Genomic DNA, 12,007 nt, shown 5'->3' with positions numbered 1-12,007 from the left:
GCCACCTCTGTTCGCGACTGCGGGGCTCGCAAACCCGGCTCACTCCTCGCGCTCACGGTGGCCCGTCCCGCTGGACGATCAACCCGCGTCCCGCCTCGCCGGCGGCCTCCACGTGCCGGTCCACCTCGGCGCCCAGGCTGCGCAGGATGTCCAGCACCAGCCCGACCACCACCAGGTAGACGCCGATGTCGAAGAAGAGCGACGTGACCAGGTAGAAGTCGCCGATCACCGGCAGCCACAGGCCGACCTTGACGCTCTGCAGCACGTCGCCGGTCAGCGCCAGCCCGAGCACCCCGCTGCCGACCGAGATGCCCAGACCCGCGCCGAGCACGGTGCCGGCCCCGACCGGCGCCGCCTCGGCCAGCTCGTACCGGCCGCCGGCCAGATAGCGCAGGGCCAGCGCGAGGCCCGCCACCAGGCCGCCGGCGAAACCGCCACCGGGGGCGTTGTGCCCGGAGAAGAGCAGGAACAGCGAGAAGATCAGTACGGTGTGGAAGATCAGCCGGGTGACCACCTCGAACACGATCGAGCGCCGCCGCTCCGGCAGCGTCTGCCCGCCGCGCAGCCACACCGTGCGCCGGTCACCGGCGCGCATCGCGACCGGCCGCGGGCGGCGCGGACGCGGCCCGGTGCGGGAACGCTCGTAGATCAGGCTGGCCACACCGGTCGCGGTCACCACGAGCACCGAGATCTCCCCCATGGTGTCCCAGGCCCGGATGTCCACCAGGGTCACGTTCACGACGTTGCGGCCGTACCCCTCGACGAGGGCGAGCTGGGGGAAGTCGGCGGAGATCGACGGCGCCCGGCGCGCTCCGGCCGCGGTCAGCGCCAGGCCGGCCATCACCACGCCGGCGGCGATCCCGATGCCGCGCCGCACCCAGCGGCTGCGGCGCAGCGGACGGGCCGAGAAGCGTTCCGGCAGCCGGCGCAGCACCAGCACGAACACGGCGATCGTGGCGGTCTCCACCAGGAACTGGGTCAGCGCCACGTCCGGCGCGCCGTAGAGGACGAACATCATCGCGGTGCCGTAGCCGGTGACCCCGACCAGCAGCATCGCGGTGAGCCGGCGACGCGCGCCGACCGCGAGCAGCGCGGCCACCGCGATCACCACCGCGACCACGAGCTGGGCCGGGTTGTCCCACACCGCCAGCTCGACCCGCCACGGCGCGGTGGCGAGCATCGCCCCGCCGGGCACGAACACCAGCGCGAGCAGCACCGTACCGAGGTACTGCGGCAGCGAGCCGCGCTGGGTGGCGCCGGTGACCTCGATGGCGAGCCGGTCGAAGCCGTGCGTCACCCACTCGTACCCCTGGTTGCCGCTCACCGGCGAGCGCAGCCGCGCCAGCGCGGGCGCGAGCGGGCCGCGGACCAGGTGCAGCGCCGCGCCGCCGGCCAGCACGAGGGCGGAGAGGCCGAGCGCCGCGGTCGGCCCGTGCCAGAGCGCCAGATGCTCCTCGACCGGTCCGAACAACTCCGCGTACGGCTCGAACAGGCCGCTCAGCCACCCGGCGGCCGGACCGGCGGCGAGCCCGGCCACGGCGAGCAGCGCCGGGGGTACGAGCATCGCGGCCGGTGGCCGGGCCACCTCCGTGTCCGCGACGCCGGGCCGGGTGCCGAACGCGCCCCAGACGAACCTGATGCTGTACGCGACGGTGAGCGCGCTGCCGGCCACCAGCACGGCGAGCACGAACGGGTCGCCGGTGAACGCGGCGAGCACCGACTCCTTGGCCACGAACCCCAGCAGCGGCGGCACGCCGGCCATCGAGGCGGCGGCGAGCGTGGCGACGATCGCCAGCCACGGCGCGGCCCGGCCCACCCCGGACAGGTCCCGCAGGTCACGGGTGCCCGCCTCGTGGTCGAGGATGCCGACGACCAGGAACAGCGCCGCCTTGAACAGCGCGTGCGCCGCCAGCATCGCCACGCCGGCCAGCGCCGCCTTCGGGGTGCCCGCCCCGAACAGCACGGCGAGCAGCCCGAGTTGGCTGACCGTGCCGTACGCCAGCAACAGCTTCAGGTCGGTCTGCCGCAGCGCCGCCCAGCCGCCCAGGACCAGCGAGAGCAGCCCGGCGACGACGGTGACCGGCCGCCACGGTCCGGCCGCGGCGAGCGCCGGGCCGAGCAGTCCGATGAGGAAGATGCCGGCCTTCACCATGGCCGCCGCGTGCAGGTACGCGCTGACCGGTGTCGGCGCGGCCATCGCCACCGGCAGCCAGGCGTTGAACGGGAACACCGCCGACTTCGCCAGCGCGCCGGCGAGGACGAGCAGCACCGCCAGCGCCAGGTATCCGCCGCCGGGCAGCGGCGCGGACGCCACCGACGACCAGCGGTAGCCGCCCGCGTGGTGACCGAGCATCAGGAACCCGACGAGCATCGCCAGGCCGCCCAGCGTGGTCACGGTGAGCGCCTGCGCGGCCGCCCACCGGCTGGACCGGCGCTCGGTGCTGTGCCCGATCAGCAGGTACGAGAAGACGGTGGTCAGTTCCCAGAAGACGTAGAGCAGCAGCAGGTCGTCGGAGACGACGAGGCCGAGCATCGCCCCGGCGAAGGCGACCATGACGGCGGCGAACCGGGCCAGCCCGACCGACCCGGGCTCGAAGTAGCGGGCGGAGTAGACGAGCACCAGTGCGCCGACGCCACCGACCAGCAGCAGCATCAACCAGGACAGCGTGGTGACCCGCAGCGCCACGTCGAACTGCAGCTCCGGGATCCACTGGTACGTCTCGACGACCGCGCCGCCGTCGCGTACCGCCCCGGTGTGGGCCACCGCCCAGACCGCGGTTGCGGCCGGGGCGAGCGCGAGCAGCAGGCAGGCGCGCGGACCCCACCGGCGGACCAGCAGCGGGGCGAGCAGCGCCGCCACCAGGTGCACGATCAGCAGGACGAGCACGCGTACTCCCGGTCGAGGTGACAGCGCGCCGGAACACGCTGGGACACAACCGATCAGACTTCACAACCAACCCCAACCGCGCCCTTTTCCCCAAAAGCCACCCATCTCCCACCCACCCACCCACCCCACCCGCCTTCTCGCGGTGATCAAGGAGTTTGTGTCCGGAGCAGGCCCGTGCGCTGACACAAACTCCTTGATCAACGCGGAGTTCGGGCGCCGGTCAGGTCGGGTGGGCCGGTCAGGACAGGGCGGTGGAGTCCAGCTGGCGGGCGGCCCGGTCGACGGCGCGCTGGGCGACGGCGAGGGACCGCAGTGGCAGCCGGGCGTCGCGGCTCTCCCGGCGCTGGACGAAGTAGTGCACGGCGGCCCGCACGCGCGCCCGGTCGGCGGCACTGGAACGGGCGGTGGCGAGGATCATCTCGCGCAGCCGCCGGGCCAGTTCCTCGGCCAGTTCGAGGTCGGGACCGCGCAGCCCGGCGCGGAGCGCGGCCAGCCGGCCGTCGACCTGACGGAGGAGCAGGTCGGTGCCGGGCCCGAAGCCTCGTTCCTCGACGGTCATCCACGCCTCCAGCCCACGCCGCATCGCGAGTGAAGTTACTTTATGTTGCAGTGCACAAGCAACCAGTTAAGTAAGACTTAACGGAATAACCACCCATTTCCCTCCCTGAGCGTCGTCGCCGGGACAGATCGCTCCGGCGAGGCGGCCGGATGTCACACCGGCGCGGCAGGATGGGGTCGTGGCGGACGAGGTGACCCGGTCGGGCGGGGTGCTCCAGGAGTTCGGCGCGGCGACCCGGGAGTGGTTCACCGCGGCGTTCGCCGCGCCCACCCCGGCCCAGCAGGGCGCCTGGCACTCGGTGGCCGCCGGGCGCAACGCCCTGGTCGTCGCGCCGACCGGCTCCGGCAAGACGCTCGCGGCCTTCCTCTGGTCACTGGACCGGCTCGCCAAGGAACCGCCGCCGGCCGACCCCCGCCGACGCTGCCGCGTGCTCTACGTCAGCCCGCTCAAGGCGCTCGCCGTCGACGTCGAACGCAACCTGCGTGCCCCGCTCACCGGGATCCGCCAGGCCGCCGCCCGGCTCGACCTGGCCCCGCCCGACGTCACCGTCGGCATGCGAACCGGGGACACCCCGGCCGACGAGCGCCGCGCCTTCGCCCGCACCCCGCCGGACATCCTCATCACCACGCCCGAGTCCCTGTTCCTGCTGCTCACCTCCGCCGCCCGCGACTCGCTGCGCGGCGTGGACACGGTCATCCTGGACGAGGTGCACGCGGTCGCGGGCACCAAGCGCGGCGCCCACCTCGCGCTGTCCCTGGAACGCCTCGACGCGCTGCTGGAGCGGCCCGCCCAGCGGATCGGGCTCTCCGCCACGGTCCGGCCGATCGACGTGTGCGCCCGCTTCCTCGGCGGTGCCCGCCCGGTCGACGTGGTGCAGCCGCCGGCCGACAAGACCATCGAGGTGAGCGTCCAGGTCCCGGTGGAGGACATGACGCGCCTCGACGAGCAGGAGCCACCGGAGGACGACCTCGGCGGGCTCGCCCCCCGCCGCCCCTCGATCTGGCCGGCCGTCGAGGAACGCGTGTTCTCGCTGATCCGCGCGCACCGGTCCACGATCGTGTTCACCAACTCCCGGCGCAGCGCCGAACGGCTCTGCGCCCGCCTCAACGAGCTGGCCGCCGAGGAGTTGGAGGCGGCGTCCGCCCCGGATGGCAGCCGCGTGGCCCGGGGCGGGGAGCCGGTGCGCGTATCCGATCTGCTGCCCGGCGTCGACGGCCCGCCGGCCGGCGACGAGGCCGGGCTCGACGACGCCGACGGGCTCGGCCCGATGTCCGGCGGCGGGCCGGCCGACGGGAGCCGGGCCCGGCGCGGGGCGGAGGCGTTCGGCGGGCCGGTGGGGCCGGTGCGCGCGCCGCGGCAGCCGGCCGAGGTGATGGCGCAGTCCGGCGCGGCGACCGGGGCCCCGGCGGTGATCGCGCGGGCGCACCACGGCAGCGTGTCCCGGGAGGAGCGCAAGCAGATCGAGGAGGCGCTCAAGTCCGGGCGCCTGCCCGCCGTGGTGGCCACGTCCAGCCTGGAGCTGGGCATCGACATGGGCGCCGTCGACCTGGTGGTGCAGATCGAGGCGCCGCCGAGCGTGGCCGCCGGGCTGCAACGGGTCGGGCGGGCCGGGCACCAGGTGGGCGCGGTCTCGCGCGGCGTCGTCTTCCCCAAGCACCGGGGCGACCTGCTCTCCTGCACGGTGGTGGCCGAGCGGATGGGCGCCGGGGCGATCGAGGAGCTGCACTACCCGCGCAACCCGCTCGACGTGCTGGCCCAGCAGATCGTCGCGATGGTGGCGCTGGAGCCGTGGCGGCTCGGCGACCTGGCCGTGCTGATCCGCCGGGCGGCGCCGTTCGCGGAGCTGCCCGACTCGGCGCTGCACGCGGTGCTCGACATGCTCTCCGGGCGCTACCCGTCCACCGCGTTCGCCGAGCTGCGGCCGCGGCTGGTCTGGGACCGCGCCACCGACGTGCTGACCGGCCGGCCCGGCGCCCAGCGGCTCGCCGTGACCAGCGGCGGCACCATCCCCGACCGGGGCCTGTTCGGTGTGTTCCTGGCCGGCGCCGAGCGGGCCGCCCGGGTGGGTGAGCTGGACGAGGAGATGGTCTACGAGTCCCGGGTGGGTGACGTGTTCCTGCTCGGCTCGTCGTCCTGGCGGATCGAGGAGATCACGCCCGACCGGGTGCTCGTCTCCCCCGCGCCGGGGCAGGCGGCCCGGATGCCGTTCTGGAAGGGCGACCAGCTCGGCCGTCCGGTCGAGCTGGGCCGGGCGATCGGCGCCCGGGTCCGGGCGCTGCTGCGGCAGTCCGACGCCGACGCGGTGGCGGCGCTGCGCGCCGGTGGGCTGGACGACTGGGCCGCCGGCAACCTGATGAACTACCTGCGCGAGCAGAAGGCGGCCACCCGGTCGCTGCCGGACGACCGGACGGTGGTGGTCGAACGGTTCCGCGACGAGCTGGGCGACTGGCGGCTCGCCGTGCACTCGGTGCTCGGCGCGCGCGTCAACGGGCCGTGGGCGCTCGCGATCGGCCGCCGGCTGGCCGAGCGGTACGGCGTGGACGCCCAGGTCATGCCCTCCGACGACGGCATCGTGGTGCGCCTGCCGGACACCGCCGAGACGCCGCCCGGCGCCGACGTGGTCGTGTTCGAGCCGGACGAGATCGCCCAGCTGGTCGAGGAGTCGGTGGGCACGTCCGCGCTGTTCGCGTCCCGGTTCCGCGAGTGCGCGGCCCGGTCGCTGCTGCTGCCCCGGCGTGACCCCCGGCGGCGGCAGCCGCTGTGGCAGCAACGCCAGCGGGCCGCGCAACTGCTCGACGTGGCCCGCGAGTACGCCGACTTCCCGGTCACGCTGGAGGCCGCCCGCGAGTGCCTCCAGGACGTCTTCGACCAGCCCGCTCTCGGCGAGCTGATGCGTGACCTGGCTGCCCGCAAGGTACGCCTGGTCGAGGTGGAGTCCGAGCGCCCGTCGCCGTTCGCGCGGTCGCTGCTGTTCGGGTACGTCGGCGCGTTCCTCTACGAGGGCGACGCCCCGCTGGCCGAGCGGCGGGCCGCCGCGCTGGCGCTCGACTCCGGGCTGCTCGGCGAACTGCTGGGCCGGGTCGATCTGCGGGAGCTGCTCGACCCGGAGGTGCTCGCCGAGACCGCCCGTCAACTGCGCTGGCGCACCGAGCAGCGGCGGCCCCGCGACCCGGAGGACGTGGTCGAGCTGCTGCGCGTGGTCGGTGACCTGAGCAGCGCCGAGCTGGCCGAGCGGGGCGTGCCGGAGTCCTGGGCCGACGAGCTGGCGGCGGCGCGGCGGGTGCTGCGGGTCCGGATCGCCGGCGAGGACCGCTGGGTGGTCGTGGAGGACGCCGCCCGGCTGCGCGACGCGCTCGGCGTGGCGCTGCCCGTCGGGGTCGCCGAGGCGTACCTCGCGCCGGTGGCCGATCCGCTCACCGACCTGGTCGCCCGGTACGCCCGCACGCACGGCCCGTTCGCGGCGGCCACCTGCGCGGCCCGGTTCGGGCTCGGTGTGTTCGTGGTGGAGCAGGCGCTGCGGCGGCTCGCGGCGAACGGCCGGGTGGTCTCCGGCGAGTTCGCCCCGGACACGGTGGGCACGCAGTGGTGCGACGCGGAGGTGCTGCGCCTGCTGCGCCGCCGCTCGCTGGCCGCCCTGCGCCGGGAGATCGAACCGGTGCCGCCGCGCGCGCTCGCCACGTTCCTGCCCCGCTGGCAGCAGGTCGGCTCGTCGGCCCGGGGCGTCGAGGCGGTCGCCGCCGCCCTCGAACAGTTGCAGGGCGTGAACGTGCCGGCGTCCGCGCTGGAACGCCTGGTGCTGCCCGCCCGGGTCGCCGACTACTCCCCCGCCCAGCTCGACGAGCTGTGCGCCAGTGGTGAGGTGGTGTGGGCCGGCGCGGGCGCGATCTCCGGCGGCGACGGGTGGGTGACGCTCGCGTACGCCGACGTCGCCCCGCTGCTGCTTCCCCCGCCGGACGAGGCGCTGACGCTGACCCCGCTGCACGAATCAGTGCTCGACGCGCTCGCCGACGGGCAGGCGCTGTTCTTCCGGTCGCTCTCCGACCGGGTCGGCGCCACCGACGACGCCGCCCTGTCCGGCGCGGTGTGGGACCTGGTGTGGGCCGGTCACCTCACGAACGACACGCTCGCCCCGTTGCGGGCCGCGCTCGGCGCGGGCGGGGCGCACCGGTCCCGGCCGTCGGCGCCGCGCACCCGCTACCGCCGGCCCGGCCGGGTGGCGCTGCCCAGCCGGGGCGGCCCGCCCACAATGGCCGGTCGCTGGTCCCGGCTGCCCGAACGCGACAGCGATCCCACCCGACGTGCTGCCGCGCTCGCCGACCTGCTGCTGGAACGGCACGGCGTGGTGACCCGGGGCGCGGTCGTGGCCGAACAGGTCACCGGTGGTTTCGCCGCCGTCTACCCGGTGCTGTCCGCGCTGGAGGAACGCGGGGCGGCCCGGCGCGGCTACTTCGTGGAAGGGCTGGGCGCGGCACAGTTCGCGGTGCCCGGCGCGGTCGACCGGATCCGGGCGCTCGCCGACGACTCCCAGGGCCGGGGCGGCCCGGCGGTGGTGCTCGCCGCCACCGATCCGGCGAACCCGTACGGCGCGGCGCTGCCCTGGCCCGAGCGCGTGGTCGACTCCGGCGACGGCGCGGCCCCCGCCACCGGGCACCGGGCCGGGCGCAAGGCGGGCGCGCTGGTCGTCCTGGTCGGTGGTGACGTGGTGCTGTACGTGGAGCGGGGCGGCCGGACGATCCTGTCGTTCACCGACGACACCGACACGCTCGGCGCGGCCGGCAAGGCGCTCGCCGACGCGGTGCACTCCGGCGCGCTCGGCGCGATCTCGGTGGAACGCGCCGACGGCGAGGCCGTGCACGCGTCCCCGCTGCGCGACGCGCTCACCGCCGCCGGTTTCCGCGCCACCCCGCGCGGCCTGCGGCTGCGCGGCTGACCGCCCGGCCGCCCCGGTTAGGGTGTGCCGGTGGCCTCGATCCGGGTACGCCAGGCGCGCGACGAGGACCGCGCGGCGCTGGCGGCGTTGCACGAACGGGAGTGGGGCGGGCCGATCGTGGTGGTCCACGACACCCGCTACGACCTGCGTGACCTGCCCGCGCTGGTGGCGGTGGACGAGACCGGCGGGTTCGCCGGGGCGCTGGCGTACCGGGTCGACGCCGACGGGCTGGAAGTGGTCAGCCTGGCCGCGGCGGCACCGGGCAACGGCGCGGGCACCGCCCTGCTGGCCGCCGCGCAGGAGACGGCCACCGCCGCCGGGGCGGACCGGATCTGGCTGGTCACGACGAACGACAACCTGGGCGCGCTGCGCTTCTACCAGCGCCGGGGGCTGCGGATCGTCGCTGTGGACGCGGGCGCTGTCGACCGGGCCCGCGCGGTCAAGCCGACGATCCCGGAGGTCGGGGCGGACGGCATCCCGCTGCACGACGAGTTGCGCCTGGCCCGGCGCCTGACCGTGGCGGAGCGGCGATGAGCGGCCCGGTCTCCGCGGGCCAGGGCCGCGCCACGCCGGACGACGTTCCGAGCTGTGTCTCGCTGACCACCGACTACGGGCTGGCCGACGGGTTCGTGGCGGCGTGCCACGGGGTGCTGGCCCGGCTCGCCCCGGCTGTCCGGGTGATCGACGTGACGCACCTGGTGCCGCCGGCCGACGTACGCCGGGGCGCGGCCGTGCTCGCGCAGACAGTGCCGTACCTGCCGTGGGGCGTGCACGTGGCGGTGGTCGATCCGGGTGTCGGCACCGCGCGGCGCGGCATCGCGCTGGCCGCGCCCGGCGGGCTGCTGGTCGGGCCGGACAACGGGCTGCTGCTTCCGGCCGCCGAGGCGCTCGGCGGGGTGAGCGCGGCGGTGGAGCTGACCAACCCGGACTGGCTCGGCCCGGCCGTCTCCCGCACGTTCCACGGGCGGGACGTGTTCGCGCCGGTGGCCGCGCGGCTGGCGCTGGGCGCGCCACTGGCCGGGGCCGGTCCGGCCGTGGATCCGGGCACGCTGGTCCGGCTGCCGGAGCCGGTGGTCCGCGCCGAGCCGGGCAGCCTCACCGCCGAGGTGCTGACCGTCGACCACTTCGGCAACGTCCAGCTCGCCGCGCCGGGCACGCTGCTCGACGGCCTGCCGCCCCGGGTGCTGGTGAACGGCCGGGAGGCGGTCCACGGCCGCACGTTCGGCGACGCCCCGCCCGGCGCCCTGGTGGTCTACGTCGACTCCGCCGGCCTGGTCGCCGTAGCGGTGAACACCGGCCGAGCCGCAGAAACCCTCCACACCACCCCCGGCGCCCTCCTCACCCTCACCACCCCCCACCCCTGACCCCCGCGATCTTGCAGTTGGCGCCCCGGCACAGAGGACAAATGCCCCACCGAAAGGGCCGAAACTGCAAGATCAACGGGAGTCAGGGGGCGAGAGGGCAGGGTCAGCAGCGGGGGACGGTGCCGCCGTAGATCGAGGACAGGTACGCGTGGCTGACGTAGGTGCCGCCGACCAGGCGGTACCACCTCGTCGTGGTGCGATAGGTACCGGTGATCTTCTGCCCGGTCACGTAGCACTGCACCGGCACCTGGGCGTACGTGGCGGCCAGGCCACGGCTCGCGTACGAGGTGCCCGCCCCGGCGCGCAGGTTCAGCGGCCCGGAGCCGACGACCGCTCGCGCCCCGCCACCTGTCCACAGCAGCATTACGTCCACCCACGCGTTGTCGGTGAGCCGCAGCCCGTCCCAGAACGTCCCGTCGGCCAGGTCCAGCCCGGCCGGGTTGCGCACGGTGCGTCCGAACTGGTCCAGCCCGCCGTTGTAGTTGCTCTGGTACGCCGCCTGGGCCTCGGGCCGCCCGCGCGGCAGGTCCTTCCAGTTTTCCCGGATCGACGACGGGTTCCACCAGTCGTCGCGGGTGTTCCACGGGCCGACGTCCCAGACCGGGGCGTACTCGCAGCGGCTTCCGCTGGTGGTGCAGACCTTGACCGTGTAGTCGCCGGTGCCACGCGGGGACAGTCCGCGCCGGCTGGGCAGCGCCGCGAAGTGGTCCCGGGCGCGTACGGTGTGCCCGTTCGCGGTGGTGCCGCCGACCAGGCCGATCCGGGTCGCGTACACCCGGTAGGTGAGCGGGGCGGCCGGCTGGACCGCCGTGGTGGCGGCCGAGTCGGCGGCGAGCGTCAGCCCGGTGACGGTGGCCTCCGAGGCGGCGTCCCGGGTGGTCAGCACGACGCGCGCCTGCACCCGGCGGACCGGTTCGTCGAACACGGCCTCGGCGGCGTCGCGCCACTCGGTCCAGCCCCGGGCGCGCCAGCCGCGCACCTGGGCCACCGCCGTACCCCCGTCGCCGGTGCGGGCGGTTAGCCGGGCGCGTACCCGGGTGGCGGGCCGGTCCAGGACGCGCGGCGCGGAGAGCAGGATGCCCTCGGCGACCGGACCGCCCACGGCGGCCGGGCGGGTGCGGGCGGAGGGGCGGGGATCGGCCAGCCGGAGGCGGCCGGAACGCCAGGCGACGTTGACGTCGTCGCCACCGGCGACGGCGAGGTCGACGGACCAGCGTTCGGGGTCGGGCGCGCCGGCGCGAGCCGGCACGGCGGTGGATGGGTGCGCGGCCGACGCGGGCGTGCCGGGCAGTCCGGTGGCCACGGTGAGCAGGGCAGTCAGGGCGACGACGATACGACGTCCGGAATGAGCCATCAGCATTCTCCTCAGAACCCCCTGATCGTTGCGTTTCCGCTGATCAAGTGGAACCTCAGTACAAATGGCGACACATGCGAATTCTGTTCGGTAGGGAACAATGGCGGAGTGCCCGAAGGCGACACCGTCTGGAACACCGCGCGCGTCCTGGATCGCGCGCTGGCCGGGGCCCGGCTCACCGGGTCCGACTTCCGCGTGCCGCAACTCGCCGCCACCGACCTGACCGGCTGGACCGTGCGCGAGTCGGCCAGCCGGGGCAAACACCTGCTGCTGCGCCTCACCGCGCCCACCGCAGCGCAGTGGACGCTGCACTCGCACCTGCGGATGGACGGCGCATGGCGCGCGTACACCCCGGGTGAGCGCTGGACGGCGCGGCCGGCGCACCTGATCCGCGTGGTGCTCCGCTCCCCCGGCGCGGTCGCCGTCGGCTACCACCTGCACGAGCTGGCGCTGGTGCCGACGGCCGAGGAGCTGTCGCTCGTCGGTCACCTCGGCCCGGACCTGCTCGGCCCGGACTGGGACGCCGACGAGGCGGTACGCCGCCTCGCGGCCGAGCCGGAGCGCACCATCGGTGAGGCGCTGCTCGACCAGCGCAACCTCGCCGGGGTGGGCAACCTCTACAAGTGCGAGGTGCTGTTCCTGCGCGGGGTGTCCCCGTGGACGCCGGTGGGCGCGGTGCCGGACCTGCCGGGCACCGTCGCGCTGGCGCAGCGGCTGCTCGCGGCGAACCGGGGCCGCTGGACGCAGAGCACGACCGGGGTGCTGCGCCGGGGTGGCACCAGCTACGTCTACGGCCGCCGGGCCCAGCCGTGCCGGCGCTGCGGGACGGCCATCCGCAAGGAGGAGCTGGGTGAGCGGGTCACCTACTGGTGCCCGGTCTGCCAGCCCGACCGTTCCTGACGTGGAACTTCCA

The 12,007-nt window shown here is 75.3% G+C and carries 7 protein-coding genes; 4 read left to right on the top strand and 3 right to left on the bottom strand.

Annotated features, from left to right (window positions below; genetic code table 11):
* Window positions 1–52: 52 nt before the first annotated feature.
* Together PVK74_RS28800 and PVK74_RS28795 are read right to left on the bottom strand one after the other, a co-directional pair.
* A complete protein-coding gene (locus PVK74_RS28800; protein WP_274477639.1) occupies window positions 53–2,887 on the bottom strand; it encodes a Na+/H+ antiporter subunit A in 2,835 nt (944 codons plus the stop codon).
* 238 nt (window positions 2,888–3,125) lie between these two features.
* Complete coding sequence (locus PVK74_RS28795) at window positions 3,126–3,446, bottom strand: hypothetical protein (RefSeq protein WP_030504176.1); 321 nt, start codon at window positions 3,444–3,446, stop codon at window positions 3,126–3,128.
* A gap of 178 nt (window positions 3,447–3,624) precedes the next feature.
* Between PVK74_RS28795 and PVK74_RS28790 the strand changes: the two genes are divergently transcribed.
* From PVK74_RS28790 to PVK74_RS28780, 3 genes are read left to right on the top strand one after another with little or no spacing between them, the layout of a single operon-like run.
* Complete coding sequence (locus PVK74_RS28790; protein ID WP_274477638.1) at window positions 3,625–8,376, top strand: Lhr family helicase; 4,752 nt, start codon at window positions 3,625–3,627, stop codon at window positions 8,374–8,376.
* A 30-nt stretch (window positions 8,377–8,406) separates the two neighbouring features.
* Entirely contained in the window at window positions 8,407–8,910 is a 504-nt protein-coding gene (locus PVK74_RS28785) for a GNAT family N-acetyltransferase (protein ID WP_104112925.1), read from the top strand.
* The gene (locus PVK74_RS28780) at window positions 8,907–9,740 is read left to right on the top strand and encodes an SAM hydrolase/SAM-dependent halogenase family protein (protein ID WP_274477637.1); all 834 of its coding nucleotides are present in this window, start codon (window positions 8,907–8,909) and stop codon (window positions 9,738–9,740) included. Before PVK74_RS28785 ends, PVK74_RS28780 begins: the two co-directional genes overlap by 4 nt.
* A gap of 103 nt (window positions 9,741–9,843) precedes the next feature.
* Here PVK74_RS28780 and PVK74_RS28775 read toward each other — a convergent pair whose 3' ends face one another.
* Complete coding sequence (locus tag PVK74_RS28775; RefSeq protein WP_274477636.1) at window positions 9,844–11,094, bottom strand: hypothetical protein; 1,251 nt, start codon at window positions 11,092–11,094, stop codon at window positions 9,844–9,846.
* Window positions 11,095–11,202: 108 nt separating this feature from the next.
* On the opposite strand from PVK74_RS28775, the gene PVK74_RS28770 reads away from it, so the two are divergent.
* A complete protein-coding gene (locus PVK74_RS28770; protein WP_064447098.1) occupies window positions 11,203–11,994 on the top strand; it encodes a DNA-formamidopyrimidine glycosylase family protein in 792 nt (263 codons plus the stop codon).
* Window positions 11,995–12,007 lie beyond the last annotated feature (13 nt).

It is taken from the genome of Micromonospora chalcea (assembly GCF_028768405.1).
GTDB lineage: Bacteria > Actinomycetota > Actinomycetes > Mycobacteriales > Micromonosporaceae > Micromonospora > Micromonospora chalcea.
The sequence above is the reverse complement of the archived record's forward strand: the minus strand, read 5'-3'. Positions and strand labels throughout refer to the sequence as shown.

What these genes read in the sequence shown, in the direction of transcription:
- PVK74_RS28795 (WP_030504176.1), bottom strand. Translation starts at nt 3,446, where the DNA reads ATGACCGTCGAGGAACGAGGCTTCGGGCCCGGCACCGACCTGCTCCTC.
- PVK74_RS28780 (WP_274477637.1), top strand. Translation starts at nt 8,907, where the DNA reads ATGAGCGGCCCGGTCTCCGCGGGCCAGGGCCGCGCCACGCCGGACGAC.
- PVK74_RS28775 (WP_274477636.1), bottom strand. Translation starts at nt 11,094, where the DNA reads ATGGCTCATTCCGGACGTCGTATCGTCGTCGCCCTGACTGCCCTGCTC.